The 26,689-nt window shown below is 41.2% G+C and carries 21 protein-coding genes; 4 read left to right on the top strand and 17 right to left on the bottom strand.

Annotated features, from left to right (window positions below):
• Positions 1–198: 198 nt before the first annotated feature.
• The 7 genes from BABA_RS01805 to BABA_RS01775 form a co-directional block, all read right to left on the bottom strand.
• A complete protein-coding gene (locus BABA_RS01805) occupies positions 199–1,392 on the bottom strand; it encodes a PDZ domain-containing protein (RefSeq protein ID WP_007083410.1) in 1,194 nt (397 codons plus the stop codon).
• A 328-nt stretch (positions 1,393–1,720) separates the two neighbouring features.
• Entirely contained in the window at positions 1,721–3,175 is a 1,455-nt protein-coding gene (locus BABA_RS01800) for a S41 family peptidase (RefSeq protein WP_007083409.1), read from the bottom strand.
• A gap of 157 nt (positions 3,176–3,332) precedes the next feature.
• Positions 3,333–4,625 carry a murein hydrolase activator EnvC family protein gene (locus tag BABA_RS01795; RefSeq protein ID WP_007083408.1) on the bottom strand — a complete coding sequence of 431 codons (1,293 nt, stop codon included), beginning with the start codon at positions 4,623–4,625 and terminating at the stop codon, positions 3,333–3,335.
• Positions 4,626–4,745: 120 nt separating this feature from the next.
• The gene (gene ftsX / locus BABA_RS01790; RefSeq protein WP_007083407.1) at positions 4,746–5,639 is read right to left on the bottom strand and encodes a permease-like cell division protein FtsX; all 894 of its coding nucleotides are present in this window, start codon (positions 5,637–5,639) and stop codon (positions 4,746–4,748) included.
• Complete coding sequence (ftsE, locus tag BABA_RS01785; protein ID WP_007083406.1) at positions 5,629–6,315, bottom strand: cell division ATP-binding protein FtsE; 687 nt, start codon at positions 6,313–6,315, stop codon at positions 5,629–5,631. The genes ftsX and ftsE overlap by 11 nt, the downstream gene beginning before the upstream one ends.
• 305 nt (positions 6,316–6,620) lie before the next feature.
• Positions 6,621–6,974 carry a cytochrome c551 gene (gene cccB / locus BABA_RS01780; RefSeq protein WP_007083405.1) on the bottom strand — a complete coding sequence of 118 codons (354 nt, stop codon included), beginning with the start codon at positions 6,972–6,974 and terminating at the stop codon, positions 6,621–6,623.
• Positions 6,975–7,026: 52 nt separating this feature from the next.
• A complete protein-coding gene (locus BABA_RS01775) occupies positions 7,027–7,893 on the bottom strand; it encodes a YitT family protein (RefSeq protein WP_007083404.1) in 867 nt (288 codons plus the stop codon).
• Positions 7,894–8,140: 247 nt separating this feature from the next.
• Between BABA_RS01775 and BABA_RS01770 the strand changes: the two genes are divergently transcribed.
• Positions 8,141–8,413: a hypothetical protein gene (locus BABA_RS01770; protein ID WP_007083403.1), complete on the top strand. Its 273-nt coding sequence runs from the start codon at positions 8,141–8,143 to the stop codon at positions 8,411–8,413.
• Between the two features lie 111 nt (positions 8,414–8,524).
• Here the strand turns inward: BABA_RS01770 and prfB are convergent.
• A protein-coding gene (gene prfB / locus BABA_RS01765) for a peptide chain release factor 2 (protein ID WP_157273074.1) occupies positions 8,525–9,626 on the bottom strand; the annotation gives its coding sequence in 2 pieces (ribosomal slippage) (positions 8,525–9,553 and positions 9,555–9,626; 1,101 coding nt in all).
• A 311-nt stretch (positions 9,627–9,937) separates the two neighbouring features.
• Here prfB and BABA_RS25915 point away from each other — a divergent pair.
• Positions 9,938–11,875, top strand: a complete 1,938-nt coding sequence (locus BABA_RS25915) for an SEC-C metal-binding domain-containing protein (RefSeq protein WP_007083401.1) — start codon at positions 9,938–9,940, stop codon at positions 11,873–11,875.
• A 41-nt stretch (positions 11,876–11,916) separates the two neighbouring features.
• Here the strand turns inward: BABA_RS25915 and BABA_RS01755 are convergent, their stop codons facing one another.
• The 6 genes from BABA_RS01755 to BABA_RS01730 form a co-directional block, all read right to left on the bottom strand.
• The gene (locus BABA_RS01755) at positions 11,917–13,839 is read right to left on the bottom strand and encodes a multiheme c-type cytochrome (protein ID WP_007083400.1); all 1,923 of its coding nucleotides are present in this window, start codon (positions 13,837–13,839) and stop codon (positions 11,917–11,919) included.
• Between the two features lie 217 nt (positions 13,840–14,056).
• Positions 14,057–15,178, bottom strand: coding sequence for a cytochrome c3 family protein (locus tag BABA_RS01750; protein WP_007083399.1), 1,122 nt, complete (start codon positions 15,176–15,178; stop codon positions 14,057–14,059).
• A 143-nt stretch (positions 15,179–15,321) separates the two neighbouring features.
• A complete protein-coding gene (locus BABA_RS01745; RefSeq protein WP_007083398.1) occupies positions 15,322–16,287 on the bottom strand; it encodes a 6-bladed beta-propeller in 966 nt (321 codons plus the stop codon).
• A gap of 16 nt (positions 16,288–16,303) precedes the next feature.
• Entirely contained in the window at positions 16,304–17,008 is a 705-nt protein-coding gene (locus BABA_RS01740; protein WP_007083397.1) for a tetratricopeptide repeat protein, read from the bottom strand.
• A gap of 64 nt (positions 17,009–17,072) precedes the next feature.
• Entirely contained in the window at positions 17,073–18,230 is a 1,158-nt protein-coding gene (locus tag BABA_RS01735) for a cytochrome c3 family protein (protein ID WP_007083396.1), read from the bottom strand.
• Positions 18,231–18,256: 26 nt separating this feature from the next.
• Positions 18,257–19,660, bottom strand: coding sequence for a cytochrome c3 family protein (locus BABA_RS01730; protein WP_007083395.1), 1,404 nt, complete (start codon positions 19,658–19,660; stop codon positions 18,257–18,259).
• A 517-nt stretch (positions 19,661–20,177) separates the two neighbouring features.
• On the opposite strand from BABA_RS01730, the gene secA reads away from it, so the two are divergent.
• Positions 20,178–22,691 carry a preprotein translocase subunit SecA gene (gene secA, locus BABA_RS01725; RefSeq protein ID WP_007083394.1) on the top strand — a complete coding sequence of 838 codons (2,514 nt, stop codon included), beginning with the start codon at positions 20,178–20,180 and terminating at the stop codon, positions 22,689–22,691.
• Positions 22,692–23,028: 337 nt separating this feature from the next.
• On the opposite strand, the gene hpf is transcribed toward secA, so the two are convergent.
• Positions 23,029–23,577 carry a ribosome hibernation-promoting factor, HPF/YfiA family gene (hpf, locus tag BABA_RS01720; RefSeq protein ID WP_007083393.1) on the bottom strand — a complete coding sequence of 183 codons (549 nt, stop codon included), beginning with the start codon at positions 23,575–23,577 and terminating at the stop codon, positions 23,029–23,031.
• A gap of 275 nt (positions 23,578–23,852) precedes the next feature.
• Between hpf and BABA_RS01715 the strand changes: the two genes are divergently transcribed.
• Positions 23,853–24,350, top strand: coding sequence for a spore coat protein (locus tag BABA_RS01715; RefSeq protein WP_007083392.1), 498 nt, complete (start codon positions 23,853–23,855; stop codon positions 24,348–24,350).
• A 40-nt stretch (positions 24,351–24,390) separates the two neighbouring features.
• Here BABA_RS01715 and BABA_RS01710 read toward each other — a convergent pair whose 3' ends face one another.
• Positions 24,391–25,107, bottom strand: coding sequence for a ComF family protein (locus tag BABA_RS01710; protein WP_007083391.1), 717 nt, complete (start codon positions 25,105–25,107; stop codon positions 24,391–24,393).
• A 20-nt stretch (positions 25,108–25,127) separates the two neighbouring features.
• The gene (locus tag BABA_RS01705; protein WP_040344899.1) at positions 25,128–26,615 is read right to left on the bottom strand and encodes an ATP-dependent helicase ComFA; all 1,488 of its coding nucleotides are present in this window, start codon (positions 26,613–26,615) and stop codon (positions 25,128–25,130) included.
• Between the last annotated feature and the right edge of the window lie 74 nt (positions 26,616–26,689).

The raw sequence follows: 26,689 nt of genomic DNA, 5'->3' as shown, positions 1-26,689 counted from the left end.
TGATCTATAGAATGATTAACTTACATAATATTCTACACTAATAAAATAGCGAGAGATTCAATCTCTCGCTGTAAACTTTAATTATTATTCCGGTAAATTATGGAGAATATTCCGTTAAAATATGACTCAATTCCAGTGAATTATGAAATTCATTCCGGTTATTTATGACTCTATTTTGGCAGTTAATGAAAAATTACATCAGGCACCCTTTTCGTCATATTTTCTCGCGTCCTGGACAAAGAGAACGCCGAGTTCGTGGTGGTCACCTTCGTAGAGGGCGCGTTGGACGAAGCGGATCTCGCCCTTGGTATCGAAGACCTCGAGCTTGCAGTGGGCACGGTTTTTTTGCAGTGCCTCGTAGAAGGTATTTTCGTCACGTACCAATACACCATTGGCTTTCGCAATCAATTCTCCCACCTGAAGCCCCATTTTACTTGCGGGTGATTCAGGAATGACGCCAATAATCATGACCCCTTGATTTTTTCTTGAAAAATAAGGCGGCAGGCTCTCATCCTTCATATAAGCCAATAAGGCTAAGAATTCACGGCCAATAACTGCCAAAGCAGCGGCCACGATGGAAACAAGTGGGTACCAATAACTTGCGATCGAAATGAGTGCGATGAACACACCAAGAGTCATTACCCTCCGACCGTGCAGATGGATTGCTTTTGCCGGAAGCATTCCTTTGACCTGCTGCTGAAAGCCTATCGCAAAGGGAACAAGAATCAAAGAATACTCGTTTGCGCCTAAATGGAAGACCGGCCACCATTCAAATGGAAGCTGAAGTGCATTCCCTGGGATCAGTAAAAATAACGGCATCATCCAAAAACGTTTTACTTCATGTGCACCAACACTTTGGCCGCGTTTACTTTTTGTAATTTTAGGCGATGTTCCTTTAGCACCATTTTTAAAAATGAGGATACCTTCTGCTATTATCAATAAGCCCATAACCACAACAATCGAAGGATACACCTTATCACTTATAGATTGGAACGACTTTGAAAAAAGCGGAATCGACAAGTTATTTTCAGCGATTAAAATAACCGCGAAAAAGGCAGCCCCAACCGTGTAGGCCGGTGACACTAACCGTATATTGGTCGTTAGTGACCACAACAGCGTAAATCCAGCTATAAGAAGGATAGCAGCAAATGGTACGGTGATCCCTGCTGCAACTACCACAAATGAAAGGATAAGCCCAATGATCATTCCCAGTGGGAATAACTGCCGCAGCTCAAAATAGGCATCATGCGCCCGCACATGGAAATTTTTCCGTTCCCGTTTCACTCTCAACACACCTAAAAGCGCTGAAAGGAAAAGAAGATAGTATAAAACAGGATGAAGAAATAACTTGCCTGTCCCTTTAAGTAGCTCTACAAGCCATATTTGCACCATTTCCTGTCACCTGCCTCTATTTATATTTCTAGTAATCTATCATGTAAAAGTCCTTAAAGATTATTTTACCAAATTTACACTGTAAAACATATTGCTAGTTTCTAGAAATATTTAAAATGTCGTAACAATGTGGGTTTTGATGATGTGGTTAGGAGGGAATTCCGCCAACATTTGTTGAAATTCCGCGAAAGCTTGGCTTATTTCCGCCAACTTAAAAACTATTTCCGCGGAAATTCCCAATAATTCCGCCAAACTAGACAATATTTCCGCCCCCCCCCATTTTGCTGAAATCAAAATAAAAACAGAGGCCGCAGCCTCTGCTTTTTGATTACTTCGTGATCAATTTCAATGCCATTTGCAGCTGCAAATCGTTCTTCTCTTTTTTTACTTCTTTGACGACGGCTTCCTCTAGCTTGGCAGCGGTTTTGACATCGATTTTTCCAGTTGGTTCCAGGTTATTTTGCTGCTGGAAGCCCTTCACGGCCATTTTAGTTTGGGCAGTAAAGTATCCGTCCTTCCGTCCAGGCGCAAATCCTAAGCCAGCTAAAATTTCTTGGGCATTTTTAATCTGCTCATTGTTCATATCCTCTACGAGCGGCTTCTTGACTTGAATCGGATGGGAGGCAAAGATTGCCGGCTGTTTAATTGCTACATCCGGTTTGATTCCTTTTTTATGAATCCAATGCCCATCGGGAGTTAGCCACTTGGCCAACGTAAGCTTAATATTGCTGCCGTCTCCCATTGGCATTGGCTGCTGTACCGTTCCTTTGCCAAACGTGGTTTCACCCACTAGTTGATATCCGGTCGCCTCTTTCAGGGATCCCGCTAATATTTCTGAGGCGGAAGCACTGCCTTTGTCGACCAGCACAAGGACAGGATAATCCTTTTTCTCGGAAATGGTAGAGAAGTACCGTTCTTTTTTTCCGTTACGCCCTTCAATCTGCACATACGGCTTATCCTTCGGGACAAATTCTTTTAAAATATCACCAACACTATCTAAAAATCCGCCGGGATTGCCGCGCACATCAAGAATCAAGCCTTTGATATCATCGTTTTCCAACGCTTTTAATTCCTTTTTAAAATCTGCCGCTGTATCTTGTGAAAAAGAGGTAATCTCAATATAGCCAACCTTCTTGCCATCATGCTTTTTAACGGAAGCATGAACTGTCTCAAGTGGAATCTCATCCCGCTTTACATCAATGGTTAAAGGATCTTTTAAACCCTTCCTGGCAATTTCTAAATTAACGGTCGTGCCTTTTTTTCCACGAATTTTAATGGTTGCCTTATTGAGGTCGAGACCCTCCACACTATGCCCGTCTACTTTTAAAATTTGATCATTTGGTTTGATGCCTGCTTTTTCAGCTGGAGAATTTTTAAAAGGAGAGACAATTACAATTTTCCCATCAACCATACCGACCTCGGCACCGATGCCTTCAAAGGACGATTCCAATGTTTGCGTGAATTGCCTGGCCGTTTCCTTGTCCATATAAACGGAATATGGATCCTTTAGAACGGAGAGCATCCCTTGAATCGCCCCTTCAACCAGCTGCTCCTGATCCACTTTTTCCACATAGCGTCTTAGGATCATATCGTAGGCCTGCGCCACTTTGTCAAGGTCTTCTGTATTTTCTTCGGAATTAATAGCTTGTTCTTTGGGGGCGGCCTTCTCTTCAAGTTTAGGGGCTGCTTCCGTCCGATTAAGAAATTTCATTCCAGCATAGGTGCCCCCCGCGCCAGTAAGCAGCGAACCCGTCATCAACAGGGCGATCCATTTTCGATTCATCCGAATCCTCCTCAAGTTTAAAAATGCCTGTCAGCTCAATTTTTTCTAAAAAGGCCCAAATTCCTGCCCGCTTATTAACTTATATGTGAGGAGTGGACGAGTTATGATTGAAACATATGCACAAAAAAAAGAGAAGCAACAGCTTCTCCAACATTTTTTATAGTGGTACGATCCCCATTGGATTGATGGCTGAATGATAGGCCCATCGCCCTTGATAGAGTTCAAAGTGTAAGTGCTGGCCATGAGAATCACCGGTATTCCCCATAATGCCAATCTGCTGTCCTTTGCTCACTGTTGTACCTTCTCCAACCATTCTTGTTTGCATATGGGCATAAACGGTTGTATAGGTTTGACCATTAATATTATGCAAAATATAGACTACGTTTCCATAACTACTTGAGTAATGTGAGACATATACTACTCCATCTGCTGCCGCAACAATTGGTACCGTGCCGGCTTTGGCGATATCAACGCCATAGTGGAATGCCCCGCCGCGTCCGCCAAACCCCGAGGTAATAACACCTGAAGTCGGTCTTGTGAAGCTTCCGCCAGAAACCGGAGGTGCAGCTGAAGCACCTCCACCTCCGCCGCTAGTTGATGCATTACCTTGAGCCTTAGTAGCCTTAGCAGCCGCCGCAGCAGCAGCTGCCGCTGCCGCCGCCTTAGCCTGGCGATCTTGTTCTAGTTTAATTGACATTTGAATTGCATTCTCTTGTGCCGCAAGGATTTGCTCTTGTTCTTGCAAATCCATTGCATGTTCATGTTCTTCTTGCTCTTGATTGACTAAGTTCGCTAGTAGTTTATCTTTTTCCGCCTTTTGAGCAGCCAATTGCTGCTTCATTTTTTCTAAGTCTGCGAGCATCTTTTCAAGTCCCGCAAGGTCTTTTTCGACCTGTGCCTTGTTTAACTCAAGCTGCTTCTTGTCAGCCTCATGCTGTTTTAAGATATCCTGATCCGCTTGCATGATCGTTGCGACAGCGTTTGCCCGGTCAATGAAATCGCTAAAGCTCGATGAACCCATTAACACATCAATGTAATTGACCATCCCGCCAGTTTCCTGATAACTGCGCGCACGGTCCTTCAACAGCACATTACGTTTTTCAATCCGCTCCATGATAATCTTCGTTTCTTCCTGGAGCTTCGCAATCTCTGCTCTTGTTTCTTCTATCTTAGCCGTTTTCTCATTCATTTTGGTCGTGGTATCACCGATTGCAAAATCAATCCGTTTCATATCACTTTTTACTTCTGCCTGCTGGTCTTTTATCGAATTAATCTTTTCGTTCGCTTCATTTAACCCGGATTTTACATCGGAGCGTTTCTCTTGAATTTTACTTTGATCACCTTTTAGTTTGGAGATGGAGGCTGCTTCTGTTTTTATCGATAGTCCACCAAAAGCTGTCCCCATTCCAATGGATGCCGCAATTGTGAGCATCATTACCTTTTTTCTCATTTCTTTTGGTTCCCCTCTCCCTATGTACAGGTACATCTCTTTTTCTACGATTTATAAAAATCTTATTCTTGTAAACTAAAAATTCAGGAAGGACCCTTTTTTTAGTCCTTCCTGATAAAATTAAACCTTTAAGAACTTTCGAACGGACATGACACTGCCCCAAACGCCAATTAAAGCGCCCATTAAAAGCAAAATGCCGGAAACTTGATAAACAAATGGTTCAAATGGCAGCACCTTGATAAAGGTACCTTCGAGCCTAGGTCCAATGTAATCATAGGCACGATAATAGGCAATTGAAATAAGGATGATTGGCAAAATCGATCCAAGAATGCCGAGCCATAAACCTTCTAAGAAAAATGGCCAGCGTATAAAGGTATTTGTTGCGCCTACTAATCTCATAATCTTTATTTCTCTTCGTCTCGCAATAATCGTAATTTTAATTGTATTCGAGATTAAGAAAATTGCTGTAAAGAACAAGCCAATGATCAGAACTACACCCACATTGCGGCTCGCATTAATAAATTTAAATAACTTCTCGACTTTGCCCTGTCCATATTTTACTTTTGCCACATAATTTAGCTTTTCAAGCTTTTTAGATACAACCATTGTGTCTGTCGGTTTTTTCGTTTTTACGACAAATACATCGTTAAGCGGATTATCTTGTTCAAAAAGCTTAAATGCCTTACCATCCTCACCAAGACTGTCAACTAAATTATCAAGTTCTTTCTGTTTTGGAGAAAATTTGACACTTTTTACCTCAGGAATCTTTTCAATCTCACCTTTTAATGATTGCTGTTCTTCTTGATTCGCAGCAACATCGATGTGAACGCGAATTTGCACGTCTTCTTCTATGGTTTGTGCCACTCTGTTAAGATTCATCATAATAACGAAAAAGACACCGACTAATATCAAGGTAACGGTCACAGCACTTACGGATGCAAACGTCATCCAGCCATTTCGGGCAATACTTTTTAAACTTTCACGGGCGTGACGGCCAATTGTTCTAATTTTCATAACCGTAATCACCTCTTTGTTCATCGCGAACAATCTTTCCGCCTTCAATGGCGATCACGCGATGCTTTATTGTATTGACAATCTCCCTGTTATGGGTTGCCATCACGATTGTCGTTCCTCTTGTATTAATTTCTTCAAAAATGTTCATGATTTCCCATGATGTTTCAGGGTCAAGGTTTCCTGTCGGCTCATCCGCAATCACCACTTTGGGTGAGTTCACGATGGAACGGGCAATCGATACACGCTGCTGCTCCCCGCCTGAAAGCTCTGTCGGCAGCATTCTTGCCTTATGCTTCAGGTTAACCAGATCTAATACTTCCATCACACGCTTCTTAATGAACTTTGGCTGTGCTTCAATAACCTCAAGGGCAAATGCCACATTTTCATAGACGGTTTTAGATGGCAGCAATTTGAAGTCCTGGAAAACGACACCAAGATTCCTTCTAAAAATCGGAACCTTACTCATTTTTAATTTGGCGAGATTGACACCATTCATCGAGATTGTCCCAGATGATGGTACCTCTTCACGGTACATCATTTTAATGAATGTCGATTTCCCCGCACCACTTGGGCCAACGACATAAACAAATTCGCCCTGGTTTATCCGCACGTCTATGCCATTAATGGCCGTAACGCCATTCCGATACTTTTTATATACCTCTTGTAGTTCTATCATAGTTTATCACCTATAGTTAAAGTTATTTCGAATCTCAATATTCGACATAATCTTATTTTATTTGCAAAATAGACCAAAATAATAAACGAAATGTGCATAATTTCGCATAAATCTATTATAACATCATAAAACGCTAAAAAAAGCGGTAAAATTATTACAGTTTCTTTTCAAAAGATACATTAGTTGACAAAGTTCGCCAAAACCACGACATCTTTGCAATAAATTTGGTCACGCGTTTCCTGTTCACCATTTTTTCCCACAAATAAAAAACGCTCTGCACTTTAATCACAGAACGTTTTGTTATTTTACTTTTTACCTGCAAGCCACTCGGCAACTTTGTCAACATCGTCACCTGTTGCCATACCAGGAGGCATTACGCCTTTATCACCGGTTTTACCATTTTTAATAATATCTGCAATTTCATCTTTAGAATATGTTGCTCCAACCTTTGTTAGGTCTGGACCAACTGCTCCTTTAAGATCCCCACCGTGGCAGCTTGAGCACTTTTGATCGTAAATCTTTTGTCCTTCGCCCGCTGAAGCCGTTTCGGTTCCACCGCCGTTATTCTTTTCTTTTGATGTGTCATTGCCGCCCCCACATGCAGCAAGTCCCATTACTAGGGAAGTCCCTAGCAACAATGTTAGTAGCTTTTTCTTCATAACGAATCCCCTTTCAGAAATAAATACCATCAATGCTTTATTATACCAGTGACTATGCCCGTTTAAAACCCTCACCTAAGACCTCTGCTGCGTCCATAACGACCACAAATGCAGATGGGTCAAGGGTTTTGACCAATTGTTTCAATTTTGTGAACTCCGTTTGGTCCACCACGCACATAAGAACTGGTCGTTCATGGTCTGTAAAACCACCATATGCTGATAGTTTTGTCACACCACGGTCAATTTTATTCAAAATTCCTGCGCGAACTTCTTCCTGTTTACTAGTAATAATCATGGCCATTTTGGATCTGCCAAAACCAACCTGAACGAGGTCAATCGTTTTGCTTGTCACATAAAGGGCAATTAACGCATACAAACCCTTTTCAATATTAAAAACAAGTGCGGCTGTTAGGACGATTAACCCATCTATCATGACCACACATCGGCCAAGTGTAAAGCCCGTGTATTTATTAATGATTTGGGCGGCAAGGTCTGTACCGCCTGTAGATGCTTTTCCTCGAAACACAATTCCGAGCCCAAGTCCTACACCGATTCCGCCGAACAAGGCACCCAGCAAGGCGTCGTGTGTCCACGGCTCCAAATTGTTTGTCGAAAATACGACAAACGGTAAAAAGATTGTACCCACCAGCGTTTTTACCCCAAATTGTTTTCCTAAAAAAATGACACCGGCAATAAACAATGGAATATTAAACGCCCATTGAACATAAGCCGGCTCCCACCCTACAACTGTTTTTAGAATGGTGCTAATCCCGCTGACGCCGCCTGAAGCCACTTGGTTGGGCAGTAAAAAAACATTAAATGAAACTGCGATAATAGCAGCACCAATCAAAACAAAAATGTAATCAATGGCCACCCTTGTTTTTGGATAGGTTTGCATCAGATTGTTCAAAATATTCATACTGGTATTCTCCTCTAAAAATCCTTTTGCAAAAAAAGTTTTTATAATAACCGAAAGTGAGTATAGCATGGGGAAAATATAGTGTAAATAACAGTAAAGTGACGCGATAAAGGGCTAAAATTTACATTAGCATTTGCTATTAACCTCTTTTTCATAAGAGGGGCGAATTTGACAAATATTTGCCCAAATAGGAAAGCAAAAACTTTACCGAATTATGGTATAATCTGTTGAGAAGGAGGTGGAATAGATGGAGCAATTGTTGAAACAAATAATGGAACAAATGAACAAGCGATTTGATAGCATGGATCAACAGTTTGTTGGAGTGAACCAACGATTAGATAGAGTGGAAGAAAACATTCATTCTCTAGAGAATACTGTTAACAATCATGCCTCGGAATATCGCAGCCATTTTCGACATATCGGATCTAAGCTGGATCGACATGAAAATATGCTTGGCATAATTGGTGAGGTAATTAAGTTTCCTCCATACGAATATAAACCATCAACTAATAAGGAATAATCTTTTATCATTTGCCACCTATTCCCCGCTTGTTCATCATTAACGGAAAAAAATCCCAAAAAGAAAAGCCTTTGCCGCTTCTATGCCGACAAAGGCTATTTCAAATTTTTATTATGAAATTCTTGAACGCAAATAAGCATTAATAAACTGATCTAAATCCCCGTCCATAACCGCCTGAACATTTCCGCTTTCAGTAGATGTCCGGTGATCCTTTACCATCGAATACGGATGGAAGACGTAGGAACGAATTTGACTGCCCCAGCCAATTTCCTTTTGCTCACCACGGATTTCAAGTAGCTCTTGTTCTTTGCGCTCAATTTCAAGCTGATACAGTTTGGCTTTTAACATTTTCAACGCTGCCTCGCGGTTTTTAATTTGCGAACGTTCCGCTTGGCATGTGACAACAACATTCGTTGGCAAGTGGGTAATCCGGATGGCCGAATCGGTGGTGTTAATATGTTGTCCGCCCGCACCAGTGGCACGATAGGTATCAATTTTTAAATCCTCTGTCCGAACTTCTATTTGAATGTCATCATTAAGTTCAGGTATGACTTCACAGGAAACGAACGATGTATGACGGCGGCCTGAAGAATCAAACGGCGAAATCCTTACCAAGCGGTGAACCCCTTTTTCCGCTTTTAAATACCCGTAAGCATTATGTCCTTTAATAGCTAGCGTCACACTTTTAATCCCCGCTTCATCACCTGGAAGATAATCAAGCGTCTCTACCTTAAAACCTTTTTTCTCAGCCCAGCGGGTATACATCCGCAACAGCATCGAGCCCCAGTCCTGCGATTCCGTACCGCCTGCACCCGGATGAAGCTCTAATATCGCATTATTTTTATCATACTCCTCGCTCAAGAGAAGCTGCAGTTCAAATTGACTTAGGCGCTCTGTTAGCTGCTGAAGTTCTTCCTCCAGCTCCGCCCGAAGTTCTTCATCATTTTCTTCCTTCACAAGCTCATAGGTCAATTCCAGGTTCTCATACGAGTCACTTAATTCAGTAAACTCATTTACCTGATCCTTTAAGCCATTGGACTCACTGATAACGAGTTGTGCCTTCTCCTGATCATTCCAAAAATCAGGCTGGAGCATTGTATCATCTAGCTCAGCGATGCGGGCTTCCTTATTTTCAAGGTCAAAGAGACCCCCTAAAGTCCGCTAATGTCTTAGCTGTTTTTTCAAGTTCATGACGAATTTCTGCTAATTCCATTTCCTTCACCTCTATAAAAATATAAATTACGTCCGGTTTGTTCTAGTCAGTTCCTTTTCCATTATAGCTTGATAACTAGGTAAAATTCAAAGGTAACAAAAACCCTCCACTTTAAACTTCAATCAATTTTACACTAGAATCCACTAAACTTCCTTAGTATTTATATATTTCATTCTGTCAAAAATGGTACTATTAAGTTAGTATAGAGTGGAAAAATAACCTTTTAAGCCAGCCATAAATACATAATGAATAAATACTTTTCACATTAAATAATGAGGATAAAACATAGAAAGATCAAAGGAGTGAGGGAAATGGAGCATATAAACCGAAATGATCGTTGTCCGTGTGGGAGTGGAAAAAAGTATAAAAAGTGCTGCGGAATGAACGAAGCTGTTTCGATCACCCAGATTATTGAAAACGAAATCGATGAACTGCAAAAGCAGCTTCTTCACTTTGCCTATTACCACTATGGACATGAAATACAAGAGGATTTTGAAGTTCTTGAATCGGTGATAGACATCGATCAGGAGCAGGAACGAGAATTTTATGAGCTGATTCATGCCATTTGGTTTTCCCTTTTTGAAGGGTTAGTTGACGGAAAAACCATCATTGAAAAATTTATCACGGTTGAGGGCGGAAAAATTAAGCGGCCGAAACTGAAACAAATTTTACAAACATGGACATATGCCAGAACGATCGCGGGAAAGGTGCTTAATGTTGAAAACAACAAGCTGACGATTGAAGATGGTTTCACATCGGAACAAATGGAGACCGTCATAACCAATTTGCCGATCACGATTGAGGAAGGGGATTTCTTTATTGGCATTCTGCTCCCTTACGAGCAAAATTATGTCTTTTTCCCATCACCCTTTGATTTACCGGATCTCAAGCCTGAACATGCCTTTTCCTACATTGTAGAAAGCAGCCTTGACAGCGATTATGACTCCCCACAGGAGTATTTGACTGATTTTTTCATGGAGGTCTTAAGTGAGCTCCCGATGATTGGCGGTCTGCTTGAAGTGGATGAATTGGACTGGCCAGCCCCCATTTACAAACAGGTGGCAGACCAATTCAAGGAAAAACTGGAAATGGTTCTCCCGCCTCCTATCGTCGACACAGGGATTATTCTTTGGCTAAACTTTTGTCAAAAAAGGCAAAAACGGATCCAAAATCCCAATATTTATGTCGCAGCCCTGCATTATTTACTAACCATGATTGCTCCGATAGAAGAAATGGTTACACAAAAGGAATTGGCGAAAGAATACGGCGTTTCTGCCGGCAGTATTTCCTCCATTGTTTCAGAGCTTGAATTCGAATTAGCGGAAGAGATTGCCGAATTAATGGGTCTTGTATATGGTGGTGAACAGCCTTCTGACCTCCCTCCAATGGGAAAAGCACCCGTCATCCAGTTCCCTAACAGCCGAGGCACGACGAAGGAAGAAAAGTTAAATGGTGCTGGGGCATTAGTCCAGCCATTAACCAGTGGAAATCCTGTTCATAAAAAGACCGCACGGAAGGTTTCCAGACGAGACGAAGAACGGGCACGAAACTTAATCTATGATGCCTATCAATCGGACGGGAAGCAGCGTTATAAATTCGCCGAAGAAGCATTAAAGCTAAACCCCAATTGTGTCGATGCCTATGTCATTCTTGCTGAAAAGACAAAAAGCCTGGAAGAAGCCTTTTTCCTGTATGAAAAAGGAATACAGGCTGGGGAAAGGGAACTGGGTAAAGCCTTTTTCAAAGAAAACAAGGGACATTTCTGGGGCTTAATTGAAACAAGACCATACATGCGGGCAAAGCTTCATTACGCAGAGGCGCTATCCCTTTTAGGAAAAATAAATGAGGCGGTAAAACAATACGAAGAACTCCTCGAGTTAAATCCAATGGATAATCAAGGGGTGCGCTATTCTTTATTTGTCGCCTATATTGATTCAGGTGAGTTTAAAAAAGCCGGCCATCTGCTTCAACAATATGAAGAGTCTTCGGCGCAAGGCTTGTATAACAAGCTTTTACTCGAGCTGCATGAAAACGGCTTTACTAAAGAGGCCGAAATGCTTTTGAAGGCAGCAAAGAAAGAAAACAAACATGTGATTGGCTATTTAACCGGCCAAAAACGGCTCCCTGCCTATCCACCTGAATTTTTTGGTTTTGGTGATGAAAATGAAGCCATTGTTTATGCGGATATGCATCTGCATTTGTGGGGGAAGATTGATGGATTGCGGGAGTGGTTGAAGGGTAAAAAATAATCGCAACAAAAACGAGCGGAGAAGAAGCCCCGCTCGTTTTATTATGGGTTAGTAATTTTTTTAGGTGCATGGGCAGCTTCCCTAAAGGCATTGTCTCCGCCATTACTATGGCATGCTGAACAAGCTTTTTCCTCATTTTTAGTGCCCTTATTATGGTCAGGGTTATCTGGATTAATCGCTTTACCAGTTTCCTTATCATAGATTGCTTTACCCGTTACACCGTAAATTTGCGTTGATCCATTATGACATTTGCTGCAGAATTCTCGTTCATTCTCAGCATTCCACTCAATACCGGATGAAATAAATTTATCCTTATCATCAGTAATTTTTATATTGCCTAATTCAGCTCTTAACATTTTTATATTATTGGAACTATGTGTTTCATGACATTCCGCGCATGGAATCTGGCCATCTAAATTACTGCCACTATCAGCGGCCGCTGTTATTTTGTGTCCGGATTGACTAATATACGTTGTACTGCTGTAATATTGTTTAATATCTGTAATCACTTTTTGACTTTTTTCATCTTTTTTCCCATTATGGCAGCTCAAACATAATGAAAAATCATCTGCCTTGCCCGTTGCTGTACTAGCTTTTTTATACGTTCGAATATGACTATCTTTATCGGAGATAGCTTTAAAACTGTTTGGATTTTCCGGTGTCCCTGGAATATGTGGATTATGACAGCTAGTACATGAACTCCCAGAGCTTTGAACATGCTGATTGGTTTTAAGCTCAGCTTTATGGTCTGCAACCTTAGGCGCAATCTTCGTTCCTGTTGTCCCATCATGGCAAGCCATACAGACATTTTCTTCATCATTCCCAAATATTCCGCCCTCAAGGCTTTCATTCTTACCGTTATGTGCACTGTGGCAGTAGGCACATGCATTGGTTACATTTGAAAAATTCCCATGTATATTGAAGTCTAACGATCGTTTATGGTCTGGTATGTCAGCAAGGTTTGTATCGGGATCTTGAATAAGATCTTTCACATCTTGATGATTGGCACTGACCGTTGTGAATTTCAAAAACCTTGGAATGATATTTTCCCCTGGCCCATTCGAGAAATTTGGATTCAAATAAACATAATAGGTTGTACGGGGATCAAATGGCTTATCCGGTGTAAAGGTATAAATATAAGCACTAATCTCATCCGATAGCTTCGATGTCTTTATTTTTTTCTCTTTTCCTGTAATTTCTCCAAAAAATGTTACCAATGGTTGAGTGGTAGTTATTGGTTCCGAACTTCTTACATCAATTAACACTTCATAATTCAATGGAACACGAGTCATATCTTCCGCAGGAAGAAAAGTTTCAGGGACAATTTTTCCTGGTTCATATTCGCCAGCTAGCCCCTTTGGGATGAGAAACATTTTTTCCATATATGGCCTTTTACCCATTTGTTCATCAGCGGGCAGATTTACTGCAGCTGACACAATGGATAGTTGACTCGTAGTGATTTCTACAGCAGAAGTTTGCCCTTGATTGGTAAGTCCATTTTTAATAGCCATCGAAGTATTTTTACTCTGTTCTCCTCCAGTAATAGTAAAAGAGTGGTCAATCTTATTGCTTACCCCATTCTCGTCAGTGACTACAAATGTTAAGTTATGAACCCCGTCATTGAAGTCTTTTAAAAAAGAGAAGTCGGCATATTTATCATGCATTGTTATTGATAGCTTTCCCTCACCAGTAATTTCAATAGGCTGCTGTGAATCACCCAGCTGTTCAAATATCTTTATTGACAGCTTGTCAGACGAAGTTTGATCTTCGGAAATTGTTCCTGTAAATTCAACCGTTGAAACATCCAACATCGCTCCTGCATTCGGCGTAATAATCGCTATTTCAGGAACACCTGATGCTGATAAGGCAACGTTTTTAGGAGAATATAAAAGGAAGGAACTAAGAAAAAGGCTCCAAATAACAACATATGAAATTAGCTTTCGTTTGTAGTTCGTCCTTTTCATGATATTCATCCTTTACTTTTTCATAGTATAACAGGGGTTTAAATTTATTATATCAACTGAATTAACATGAATTATCGTTGTTAAGTTAAATCTTTTTGACAATTTGTCTTCTCGCTGGAATAATAAAACAAGGCAGTAATAATGAATATTACTACCTTGTTTATCTACTATTCATTTTGCTGGGCTAACTAATAGTAGGGCTATTGGTTAGCTTTTTTTAACGGATTTTATTTTTACCGCTATAATCTCCGCCTGGTACGACAGGAGTATCGATCTTATGTGTGCTTTGGTGACAAGACCAGCAAACTGCCATGTTTGTGAACTTCTTGTTAGAAGAACCGCCAACACTTACATCTTTCATGTAATCTTTAGCAACCGCATCTGACCACCCTTTTCCACCTTGGGCAACTGGTTTTTTCAGATCATCAATTGTTTTTCCAGCTGTGTCCATCAAAGTCGTAATATCTGTACCGTGAGCATAGTGACAAGCTGCACAGTTTCTACCTTGTGAACTAGAGTTAGAAGTATGCGTGTAAAGGAAATCATGATTCGTGTTTCCAGCAGTTTTTCCTGCGTTACTAGGTCTGCCAGCAGTTCTGCTTGCAGCATAGTCATCGTGACAGGCCGCACAGAATTGAGAATAATTGATTTTATCTTGAGAATCTTTTGGTCCAATTGATTTCGTTATTTTTAATCCTGAATTGGTTGTAGAGGCATTGATTGCTGCAAAGTCAGGATCATCTGATAAAGAAAGATTAATCGTTTTAACTCCGTTTTGTACAGGCACTTTAACACCATTCACTGTTCCATATGCAAAAGGGACACTACCGATAACATTTTCTTTTAATAATCTATCGTTCACAGATCCGTGCGGATTATGACAGCTTGAACATTCTAATTCGTTAGTATCTTTATTGAGATATGCACCAGGAGCCTTTCCATTTATGATTCCTGATGATACATTATGCATGGATTCACTTTCATGAGATTCGCTGAAGATACCAGCGCCGCTAGCAGTTTGGACGTTATAAAAGCCCATTGTACCGTCATGACAGGATAAACACATATCATATTCTGCATTTTTGAATTTCAATAAGCGGCTGTCATCACCATTATGTGTGCTGTGGCAGTTCGCACATGAGTTTGTATTGTTTTGGAAATTTCCATGTGTTTTATGTTGATTTACTTGACCACTGTTATCAATTGTACCAACATTAATTCCAGGTGCTGGGTTGCTGGGTGTTGGTGTGAAATTCCCCTCTGCAGATGCAAGGGCAGCAAACATACTTAACATTATAAGCGTCAGCAATGCGGAAAAGCCTATTTTTATCTTGCTCATTTCTAAAAACCTCCCAAATTTCCTTCTCTCTCTTTCTCTCTCTGTTTTTCTCTTTCTTTTCGTAAACCCTTTCCTAGTCTCAGTTCTTTTTTGCATCACCCCCTTTAAGTTAAGGTTTAACTTGAACCATGGAACTAAGCTAATTAGTAAAAAACTGATATTCTTTGATTGATGGTATCCGTTACGTATATTGCATCTCGATCATCGATAAACAGGCCATTGGGCAGGTAAAGCTGACCATTATCTGTCCCCATGCCTCCTAAAACACGTGCTTCATTTCCCTCTTTGTCGTATGCATAGATGTTATGAGATAAATTGCTTACCACATAAACAGTCCCTTTTGAATCAATGGCAACTCCTCTTGGATTAACAAATATAGAATTCCCTTTTCCATCTTTTGAACCATTAATAACTTTTATAAATTTACCTTCTTTATCAAACACTTGAACTCTATTATTTCCAGAATCAGTGACATAAATTTGTTTATCTTTGTCGACTGCTACCGCATTGGGTGCAATAAACCTGCCCTCATCTTGACCCGGCCCGCCGATTTCCATTAATTTTTTTCCTGCTAAATTAAACACAAATAGTTTGTTTTCCTTAATATCTGTAACATATAATTTTTCATCATATATACGCATTCCACCTGGAGCCTTTATAGCTTTCTCCGGATCGGGGAAATATTTGATAAATTCCCCTTTAGAATTAAAGATTGAAATGTTTGCATTATACAAATCCGCTACATAAATATTTTCATCTTTATCCCCGGTGATTCCGTATGGAAATTGAAACTGTCCTTTTTCCGACCCTGCTTTACCAAATTTCAATACATTATTTCCAGCTTGATTAAAAACCTGTACCTGATTATTCTTTGTGTCTGTTACATAAATGAACTCGCCAATCTTCGATACATCCATTGGTTTATTTAGAGGTGATTCAAAGCTGCCATAAAAAGATTGTCTAAACTCCGGCTCCCCTCCTACAGGATTTGCTGCTGCCACAATCGGCTTGAGTGTTGACCCTAAATCCAAAAAAGTGATGGCCGAGAATAGGGCTGTAGAAAGGACAACCATCGCACTCATCCATATATATACAGTGGTCTTTTTCAATTCTAGTCATCTCCTTTTATTTGTCAGTCTTATCTTTAGCTGCTAATCTAGTTAATGCTTCTGATGCTGGTTTATAAAGAGGGTCATAGCTCAATGCCTTTTTGTAGAGCTCTTCCGCATCTTTAACATTGCCTTGGTCCTCTGCTACTCTTCCAATCTCGAAGATAATGTCATTATTGACCGGCATTAACTTGTCTGCTTCCTGAAGGGATGCCAACGCATCTTTATACATTTTAAGCTTTCGATAAACCATTCCTTCTAATAAGTAACCCTTATAGTCTTTCGGCGCTAACTCAACAGCCTGTTTAGACTGCTTAAGGGCATCGTCATAGCGTTTTTCATCATTATAGACAAGTCCTAAATTGAAATAGGCACTGACATTCTTTTTATCCAAATCGATGGCTATTTGTAATTGTTTTACTGCATCCTCACTCTCGCCTTTTAAATGGTAGGAATAACCTAAATTTACCCGGTGTTCTGGTTTATTAGGCTCCTTGCTTACTAAGGTCTCATAATAGGCAATTTGCTGGTCTAATCTGTTTTGATCTTTCGTCCAAATGAATTTTTCACAGATAAGGTAACCGCCAATCAAGCTGATTAGTAATGTGGCAATGATTAACGATATCCCCTGCCATTTGGTATAGCGGTCATTTCGCTTTTTCGTTCGTGTTTCCTTGTTTGGTTCAGGCTTTTCTATAATTGGGAGTTCCTGGGCCTCCATAAGTATCCTCCTCAAAGTGCATCTATTTTTGTTTAGAAAAAGAGCTCTGCGCCGTAAAACCGAATCAATTTTTATGACAGCTTGTGCATCTCTTTTCCACATGGCAGGTGTAGCACATTGCTTCCGGTCTCTTAACATTATCGACAGGAATAGGGTGACCTTCTCGCCAATTTTTAAGATGTTTCATCTGATGGCACGTAGAACAATTCACAGTATTATTACTAGCCGTATTTGATTTGTTAGGATCGTGGCATGTATAGCATTTTTGTTCATTTTTACTGGCCTCAGTTCCATGATTACCGATAAATGCTTTCGAATGACTTGCTGGACGCGTTTTATGGCAATCTTGACAAAAAGTATTTTCTTTTGCGTAGGTGTGCTCATCCTTGTTTGATTGCCCGCTGTCAGTATTTAAATACTTGTCAATGGTTGATGCTTCTTCATACCCTTCCAGCTTGGCAGTTGACATATATTTATGGCATGAATTGCAGTCCTGTAAATCTGTTTTTGCCATGACACCGTGATTTTTGATTTTGAAATCTGCCTTTTTATGGCTCTTTGGAATCATTCCAGTCGTATGGCATGCACTGCATTCAGTGGTAATCTTTCGTGCGATATGACAATCCATGCATGTTTCCATGGTTGGGCGGGTGAATTTTAAATCTGCCATTGCCGCCTGCCCTACTTTACTGTCCCATTTATCATAGTCAGTCTTGAAGGTCATATTTCGATCGGCAATTTTCCCATGGGCAACGTTGCTGTGGCATTGCGTACATGTAATCTTTTTATCTGAGTGCTGCTGATGGGGAATAATGATATCCCCTGATGGTGTAAATTCGCGTGTTGAAATAGTGTGGCATTTTTCGCATGCACTATCGGGTATTTCTTTCGGCATCCGAATGATCGCTGCCGTTATACCCTCTTCTTTTCGTAATTCCTTTATAAGACCTTCTGCTTTATCCTTCGCTATCTGTTTGACCCCTGGTTCGATATGACAATTAACACAATCCACTTCACTGTGGGTAGAGGCTTTCCATGTATAATACTCCGGCTTCATCTCATGACACGATGAGCAAAACTTTGAGCCGGAGGTTGCTTCCAGCCCAAAAATCCCCAGTGAAAAGAAGATGACTAGAAAAAATAATGTTAGTGTCACGAATTTAATTAACTTATAACGATAACGAGGAGGGGCCTGCTGGTCGTGTTTGTGATCTTCTTCCATAAAAGCGTCCCTCCAGATTCAATTTCTTAGTTTTTTACATCGTCCTTGAAACCAGTTCGATGGCAATATTGGCAATAAACATCTGTTGGTGCTTTTGCATCTGTAGATTCAGCTTTTGGCTTTTCACGATCATGGCAGATAAAACATTCAGCTTTCATATCACCAGTTTTAGCCTTATCAGCGTGACCTGTTAGCCATTGATTACTTTCACCATGACTATCTGGCCGATCTGCGTGACAGGCACTGCAGAATTTATTCGTTCTTGCTTGTTCTTTAACAAGAGTCATATTAGGTACATATTTTTCTTTTTGATTGCCCATTTTTAGCAGGGACATAATATCTTCTTTTGGTATTTCTCTTACCCATTTTGAATCCTGGTGACAGTTGACACATTTATCAAGCTGTTTAACAGCGGTGCTTCCGTGATTATTGCCCCAATCGATATTTTTATGTGTTTTAGGAATTTCTGTTTGTTTGTGGCATGTTTTACATTCCATTGAAATCTTAACGTCCTTCTGCTGCTTGCCAATGGCTTGTAAAATGAGTGCCTGCGTTTTTTCATCATGAACAGCGGCGTTTGCTTCTTTATTTTCACCTTCTGTAGTTGCCTCACCGGTTGCTGTTGCTGCTGTAGATGCATCACCTGATGCTTCTTTTGTTTTTTCTTCGAGTTTTTTCTCCATTTCTTCCGGGTTTGGCGGCACATTATAGGCCACATCTTCCCATGGCTTTTCACCGTTGTTAACTTTGTCATGACAGTCAATACAAGAACCCATATTAGGTCTCAAGTATTTCTTTTCCATTAATTTTTCAGCGTTTTCCTTAGTCCAATGTCCGCGGACTTCTTCTGTATTGATCCCGCGGCTGACGATTTTAGCGTGAACCACACCTGCGTGACAGGAAATACAAGGAATACCTTCTTTGATATGTCCTTTATGGTTAACTTTCAAGTCACCGGATGCCGTGACAAGCCGGTTTTTGGAGTGACATTGTAAGCAGTTTTCATTTGAAACAGCTTCCTCTTCCGTTTGAACAATTTGCTCAGGAACCCCGGTTACATGGTAGTACACTTCTTTCATGGATTTCATTTTGTGGGTTACCATATTGACAAACCCAGGCTTGATATGACACTGAACACATGAAATATTGTTGTGGGCACTGGCTGTATACGTCGAATACTCCGGTGCCATTTCATGGCAGCTGGCGCAAAATGAAGGCGAGTTGGTTAAAGAAAGTACTCCGTATCCACCGCCAAACACAACGATACAACCAACAAGTGAAATAAATAATAATTTCCACCTGTTAACTGGGTTTTTCCAGTCAATTCCTCTGAATTTTTGCCAAAGCCTGCGAATCGGGCCAACTTTTTTTCTATCTTCTCTCGTTTCGGGATCTATATCTTTAGGTTTCTTTTTCCCCCAAATGGCCACTTAACTCACCCTTCCCATTTTGGATTTCTTTCTCTATTTATTTTCCATATTAACCTCTCTAAAGGTAGTATCTAACATTGTAAGAGTATATTCCAATGTACAATTTGTGAATATTTTTTCATTCAAACGTAAGCCAACCTTTTCCCTAAAAACAACATAGAAACGTTGTTATTTAAAGGCTAGGTATCTACTATTCATGTAGTGCAAATGGATCCCCAGGTGTATTTTTATTCAAAAATAGCACTATTTATTCATATGTCAATCGATGATATTTGCATATTCTTCGATTGACATGTATTCTCAGCTAAAATGCCATAAGTTTGTCATATTTGACTAAAATTCGAACATTCAAAACCAAAGATATATAATAGTAGAATGACAATTTTTCCTTGCCTGCCAACATTGTTGTCACTGAATTGTGGAAATGGTAAGATGATAAGGGAAATTATCGAATTTTTTGGACATGATTTTTTTAAAAATAGTTACTTTAGTCTCGATAAAAAGGAGCGTTCATCAGATGATGGGGATTTTAAATAAAGTGTTTGATCTGAACAAACGTGAGCTGAAGAGGTTAGACAAGCTTGCAACGAAAATTGATGCCCTTGCTGCTGATACTGAGAAGTTAACAGATGATCAGCTTCGTGAAAAAACCGAAGAGTTCAAGGCGCGCTATCAAAAAGGCGAAACCCTGGATGACCTGCTTGTTGAAGCATTTGCGGTTGTCCGCGAAGGTGCCCGCCGTGTGCTTGGCTTATATCCGTACCACGTTCAGCTAATGGGGGGGATTTCTCTCCATGAAGGGAATATTTCGGAGATGAAGACTGGTGAAGGTAAAACCTTAACAGCCACCATGCCGGTTTATCTGAATGCTCTTTCAGGCAAAGGCGTTCATGTTGTTACCGTCAACGAATATTTGGCAAGCCGCGACGCCACTGAGATGGGTGAACTGTATCAATTTTTAGGTCTGACAGTTGGCTTAAATTTGAACAGCATGGATAAGGATGAAAAACAAGCAGCATATGCCTGCGATATTACGTATGGAACAAACAATGAATTTGGCTTTGACTATCTCCGTGATAACATGGTGCTTTATAAAGAGCAAAAGGTACAGCGTCCGCTTTTTTATGCGGTCATTGACGAGGTTGACTCGATTTTAATTGACGAAGCGCGTACTCCGCTGATTATTTCAGGCTCAGCGCAAAAGTCAGCTGTCCTTTATATTCAAGCAAATGCCTTTGTGCGGATGCTGACAAAGGAAACCGATTATACGTATGATGAAAAAACAAAGGGTGTTATGCTGACAGAAGAAGGAATCAGCAAAGCTGAAAAGGCGTTTGGCATCGAAAACCTTTTTGATATGTCGCATGTGACATTGAACCATCATATTAACCAGGCATTAAAAGCGAATGTCAGCATGCACCTTGATGTTGATTATGTCGTGCAGGAAGGCGAAATCGTCATCGTTGACCAGTTTACCGGCCGTCTAATGAAGGGTCGTCGTTACAGTGAAGGTCTGCATCAGGCGATTGAGGCAAAAGAAGGTCTTGAAGTTCAAAACGAAAGTATGACTATGGCGACGATTACGTTCCAAAACTACTTTCGGATGTATGAAAAATTAGCCGGTATGACTGGTACTGCAAAAACGGAAGAAGAGGAATTCCGCAACATTTACAATATGAATGTTATTGTCATTCCAACGAACAGACCGATTGCCCGTGATGACCGTGCCGATTTAATTTACTCATCGATGGACGGGAAGTTTCGTGCAGTTGTTGAAGATATTGCGGAGCGTTATCAAAAGGGTCAGCCAGTCTTGGTTGGTACAGTAGCAATTGAAACGTCCGAGCTAATTTCAAACTATCTAACAAAAAAACGGATTCCTCATAATGTTCTGAATGCGAAAAACCATGAACGTGAAGCAGAGATTATTGCCGAAGCTGGTCATAGCGGCTCTGTTACGATTGCAACCAACATGGCTGGTCGTGGTACAGATATCAAGCTTGGTGAAGGGGTTATTGAGGTAGGCGGGCTTGCCGTTATCGGTACTGAGCGCCACGAAAGCAGGCGGATTGATAACCAGCTCCGTGGACGTTCCGGACGTCAAGGGGATCCTGGTATTACCCAGTTCTATTTATCAATGGAAGATGAGCTGATGCGCCGCTTCGGTTCTGACAACATGAAAGCGATGATGCAAAAGCTCGGAATGGATGATACCCAGCCCATTCAGAGTAAGATGGTGTCACGTGCTGTTGAATCTGCGCAAAAACGCGTTGAGGGCAACAACTTCGATGCCCGTAAACAATTATTGCAATATGATGATGTTCTTCGTCAGCAGCGCGAGATTATTTACTCCCAGCGTGATGAAGTATTAGAATCGGAAAATCTTCGCGAGATCGTTCAAAAAATGATTCAAAATGCAATTCAGCGTAATGTCGATGCACATGCGTCACGTCACGAAGATGAGGAAGATTGGGATTTGCAAGCGATTGTCGAATATGTTCATGGCGCCTTACTTCATGAAGGTGACATTTCTGTGGATAACCTGAAGGGCAAAGACCCAGAGGAGATCGTCGATACTATTTTTGCAAAAGTGAATGAGCGCTATGAGGAGAAGGAGCAAATCCTTTACCCTGAGCAAATGCGCGAATTTGAAAAAGTTGTGACGTTAAGGGCGGTTGACTCTAAGTGGATTGATCATATCGATGCTATGGATCAATTGCGCCAGGGAATCCATTTACGTGCATACGGACAAATTGACCCGCTTCGTGAATACCAGCATGAAGGCTTTGCCATGTTCGAGGCGATGATTCAATCGATTGAGGATGAAACAGCTATGTACATCATGAAGGCTGAAATTCGCAGCAATCTTGAGCGTGAAGAGGTTGCAAAAGGTCAAGCGGTGAATCCGAAAGAAGACGGCGAACCTGTTAAGAAAAAGCCGAAAGTGAAGCAAATTGATGTTGGACGCAACGACCCATGTATTTGCGGCAGCGGCAAGAAATACAAGAACTGCTGTGGAGCGGGGAAATAAGAAAAGCGCAAGCGCCTTGCGATAGACAATTCTCAAAGTCAAAATTTATACATTCATATCACCTTAAAAAGGCTTTTAGGGCTGGCGAGTGTTTAATCGCCGGCTCTTTTTATGTGTAGAAGCTTAAGCCTTTTTGAAAATATGAGGTATTTCTGTTGATATTCAGGACGGGTTCTTTGGACTTTGTGGATATTTTCCACCACTTTGTGGAAAAACAACTAAATATAGAGTTATCCACATGGGGATAACTCCGGCTGCTTGAGAATGTTTTTTTTAGCTGAATAAATAGGAAAGAACGCCGCCCTTTGTTAATGCGGGGGCGGCGTTCTCCTTCTTGTTAATGTGCTTCAATTAAGCCGTAACGGCCGTCTTTACGCTTATAAACAACATTTGTACGGTTACTATCTGAATTAGTGAAAACATAGAAGCTATGACCAAGCATGTTCATCTGCAGGATAGCTTCTTCACTGTCCATTGGTTTCAAATCGAAACGCTTTGTACGAACTAACTCAAGATCGTCTTCATCCACATCGTGCGCTTCTGAGCTTTCAGTGGTAGCAAATGTAACGGGAAAATCCCCTTTTTCACGGAATTTACGGTTAACCTTTGTTTTATGTTTGCGAATTTGACGCTCTAGCTTATCAGTAATCAAGTCAATTCCAGCATACATATCTAAGTTTGTTTCCTCAGCACGTAGAACCAATTGCGGCAGCGGGATAGTTACCTCTACCTTGGACGTTTTATCTTGATTGAATTTAAGATTCACATGTACCATTGCATCTGGTGCCTCAGTAAAATAGCGCTCCAATTTTGTAATTTTCTTTTCTACATACTCTCTAATTGCTGGAGTTACCTCAATGTTTTCACCACGAACGTTATATTTCATTAGTGGACTCCTCCTTTTATTAAGGCTATGTAATAACATTTCTATTTTACCCTATGATTATCCTGCTAAATCAGAACAAAAATTTTGTCGATTTATTGACAAATACATCGGGCAAATAGTGACAATGTTTGGCACCACCTTTGACAACGCTAGGTGATTTTTACTAAAATGAATGGTTGTTCATATTTATTATATTATTAAATAGGACAATTTGCCACTACTATGCTCACAGAATAGGGTAAATGGATGCAAAAATGAATGGGGGATTTCTTCATATGGAGCACGAAGAACGTAAATTGCTTGCCTGGCATGAAACATTAGAATTGCACGAGATTGTTGCCTTCCAATCCGTGGGATTAATGAAGCTAAAAATGTCCATTAAAAAGGTAACTGACCATGACTTAAAAGAACTCTACACCATGTGTATTCACGACCTAGAAAAAAATTTGAAAGAATTGCTTAAATTTTATCCATCCGCACAGGGCTACCAGGCAAGAGAAGAAGAAGATTTACGCGAGGATATGGGCTTTTTCTCCGCGGATCTGCTAGGCCTTTCAAAAGAATTAGTCCGCTGTTTGGCCGCAGCGATAACGGAAACGGCGACACCTGCACTGCGAAAAACCTTCACCAATCAATTGATGGGTGCGATCCATGGCCATGAACGAGTCTTTAATTATATGCATAAGCACGGATATTATCCTGCATATGATTTGGGGCACTTGCTGGGACATGATATCGAAAATGCACAAAAAGCACTTCGGATGAAGCTTTGATCGTAGTTGGGGGGCGGCGGAATTTGCTTGTCTCCCTTTCCTATCTCGCAAGTGTAAGCGATTGAATACTCGCCGCTCCTGCCAACTTTAACAGCTTGGCAGCATGCCTCAATGTGGAACCAGTTGTGTAAATATCATCAATCAAGACGACCCTTTTTCCTTGTATATTAGTATCTTGGGCAAGATTAAATACTTGTGGCAGATGAATCCGCTCAGATCTTGACTTTTTCGATTGCTTTTCAGAGTGAATCCGGGAGAGTATATCAGCAGTGGTATAACCTGAAACATGTATCAGTGCTGTTGCTTGATTAAAGCCGCGCTCATACAAGCGTTCATCGCTCAATGGTATTGGGACAAGTAATTCCGGACACATTTTTGTGAGTTCTTCTTTAAAAAATGGCGCAAATACCTTGGCGAGTACATAATCTCCACGAAACTTATATGTTGCAATGACTTCTTTTAAAAACTCATTATAGTGGAAGAGTGAATGATTGCTATCAAGAAATCCTTGCCACTCCGGATCCTCCTCCCAGCGAAAGCAATCATTGCACAAATCCCCCTTGCGAAATTTCTCATCGAGCTGAGCAAATGGCCGACAGCAAATCCGGCAGGTTTCACCTTCGATTTTCTCAAGCTTTCCTTCGCATGCGGCGCAAAGGAAATGTCCCTTTTCTATGGAAAAGATAGCTCTCCAGCCTATGTCTGGCTGGATAACATTATTACAGACTAAACATTGGTTTTGTTGAAAGAGATTCATTTTGTTAAGGGCTCCTTTTCTTATTGATTAATCATTCCTTTTTTAATCCCTTCCTGGTTCATCGAAACAATTTGTCTTCTTGCCTTGATCATTTCGTCGGTTTTTCCATAATGAAAAAACGTTACGCCCCCCTCAGGATGATCCTTGCTCCGCCCTGCCCTTCCGGCGATTTGGACAAGCGCGCTTTCGGTAAAGATGGTATCCTCCGCTCCGACGACGGCCACATCGATATTGGGAAAGGTAACCCCGCGCTCAAGGATAGTAGTTGTTAACAGGATGGGTATTTCTTTTGCGCGCATTTTTTGCACCTTGTTTTTTCGGTCGGGGTCTTCGGCATGGACTGCTTCGATGTCGGGCGAAATCTGTCGAAGAATGGTAAGTGCTTTTTCCATCATGGGAATACGCGGGAAAAAGAGTAAGGCTTGTTTATTTGCCAGAATTCGATGATGGATCCATTGGATAACATTTGGCGGCAATTTGTTTTTTTGAAGCCGCTTTTGCCAATTGCCGCACCAAACAAATCCGGGCACCGGCAGCGGGTGGCGATGGAATCGGGCAGGGATTGTGGTAAAGGCTCTTTTTCCGCTGCGGCATTCTCTTTGCCATCTTTCATTTGGTGTTGCAGTAAGATAAATCATCGCTGAGGTGGGTTTGCGTGCCTGTTTTACGGCATGCTGGAGCGATTTCTCCACGGTATATGGAAAGGCATCGACCTCGTCCAAAATGACGGTGTCGAAGGCCTGGTAAAACCGCAGTAGCTGATGGGTGGTGGCAATGGTGAGGGGGGCGTACAGATGGCGATCCTCGCTCCCGCCATAAAGGGAGGCAACTGGGATATTAGGGAATGCTGCTTTTAATCTAGGTGTGAGTTCTAAAACTACATCTGTTCTTGGTGTTGCGATGCAGATTCTTCTTTTGGCGGTTAATGCTTCCTCGATTCCTTCGAAAAGAACCTCAGTTTTCCCAGCACCGCAAACCGCCCAAATAAGGTGCTCCTGGTTTGCAAGGATTGCCTCCACCACATGCCTCGACGCCACCCTTTGCCCCTCTGATAGCATTCCCCGCCATTCCAATGGCTTCATAGGGGAAAGGGTGTCAGGCACCGGGCCATTCCAGCCAATCAGCGGTGTGCATTCACTGATTCTGCCCATCATGAGACACTGACGGCAATAGAGGCAGGTTTCACCGCATCGAGCGCATGGAAAGGTTGCAAACCACATTGGATCCTTGTTGCCGCATCGTGCGCAGATGGGCTGTTTTCCGTTGTATGCTATTCCTTTACGGTAAGTGACATATCCATGTTGATAATGTGTTTGGATATCTGCGATGCTGAATGGGATATCATCAATGAGGAGTTGTTTTCCGGAAAGGAGCTGCTGAAGATCAGGGTTGTAGGCAAAGTTTGGATTAAGCGGCGGCTGTGGGATGGTTGGGATTTTCGTGATGGGGAGGGAGTATTCAGCAGTGTTGCTTGGAATTAAAAGTTCATCTTTTATGATAAAACGCATGCGGGTAAGTTCCTTTTTATTCAATTGGTTTGTCACTCCTTTTTTCTAATGAAATTTCTTACTTTGAAGAAATA

Source organism: Neobacillus bataviensis LMG 21833, from assembly GCF_000307875.1.
Taxonomy (GTDB): Bacteria; Bacillota; Bacilli; order Bacillales; family Cytobacillaceae; genus Neobacillus; species Neobacillus bataviensis.
Note: the sequence above shows the minus strand (reverse complement) of the source record. Positions and strands in the feature narration are given on the sequence as shown.

Excerpts from the sequence above, each read along its gene's own strand:
- BABA_RS01805 (WP_007083410.1), bottom strand. The coding sequence starts at position 1,392 with ATGGTGCAAATATGGCTTGTAGAGCTACTTAAAGGGACAGGCAAGTTA.
- BABA_RS01800 (WP_007083409.1), bottom strand. The coding sequence starts at position 3,175 with ATGAATCGAAAATGGATCGCCCTGTTGATGACGGGTTCGCTGCTTACT.
- BABA_RS01795 (WP_007083408.1), bottom strand. The coding sequence starts at position 4,625 with ATGAGAAAAAAGGTAATGATGCTCACAATTGCGGCATCCATTGGAATG.
- ftsX (WP_007083407.1), bottom strand. The coding sequence starts at position 5,639 with ATGAAAATTAGAACAATTGGCCGTCACGCCCGTGAAAGTTTAAAAAGT.
- ftsE (WP_007083406.1), bottom strand. The coding sequence starts at position 6,315 with ATGATAGAACTACAAGAGGTATATAAAAAGTATCGGAATGGCGTTACG.
- cccB (WP_007083405.1), bottom strand. The coding sequence starts at position 6,974 with ATGAAGAAAAAGCTACTAACATTGTTGCTAGGGACTTCCCTAGTAATG.
- BABA_RS01775 (WP_007083404.1), bottom strand. The coding sequence starts at position 7,893 with ATGAATATTTTGAACAATCTGATGCAAACCTATCCAAAAACAAGGGTG.
- BABA_RS01770 (WP_007083403.1), top strand. The coding sequence starts at position 8,141 with ATGGAGCAATTGTTGAAACAAATAATGGAACAAATGAACAAGCGATTT.
- BABA_RS25915 (WP_007083401.1), top strand. The coding sequence starts at position 9,938 with ATGGAGCATATAAACCGAAATGATCGTTGTCCGTGTGGGAGTGGAAAA.
- BABA_RS01755 (WP_007083400.1), bottom strand. The coding sequence starts at position 13,839 with ATGAAAAGGACGAACTACAAACGAAAGCTAATTTCATATGTTGTTATT.
- BABA_RS01750 (WP_007083399.1), bottom strand. The coding sequence starts at position 15,178 with ATGAGCAAGATAAAAATAGGCTTTTCCGCATTGCTGACGCTTATAATG.
- BABA_RS01740 (WP_007083397.1), bottom strand. The coding sequence starts at position 17,008 with ATGGAGGCCCAGGAACTCCCAATTATAGAAAAGCCTGAACCAAACAAG.
- BABA_RS01735 (WP_007083396.1), bottom strand. The coding sequence starts at position 18,230 with ATGGAAGAAGATCACAAACACGACCAGCAGGCCCCTCCTCGTTATCGT.
- secA (WP_007083394.1), top strand. The coding sequence starts at position 20,178 with ATGATGGGGATTTTAAATAAAGTGTTTGATCTGAACAAACGTGAGCTG.
- hpf (WP_007083393.1), bottom strand. The coding sequence starts at position 23,577 with ATGAAATATAACGTTCGTGGTGAAAACATTGAGGTAACTCCAGCAATT.
- BABA_RS01715 (WP_007083392.1), top strand. The coding sequence starts at position 23,853 with ATGGAGCACGAAGAACGTAAATTGCTTGCCTGGCATGAAACATTAGAA.
- BABA_RS01710 (WP_007083391.1), bottom strand. The coding sequence starts at position 25,107 with ATGAATCTCTTTCAACAAAACCAATGTTTAGTCTGTAATAATGTTATC.
- BABA_RS01705 (WP_040344899.1), bottom strand. The coding sequence starts at position 26,615 with ATGCGTTTTATCATAAAAGATGAACTTTTAATTCCAAGCAACACTGCT.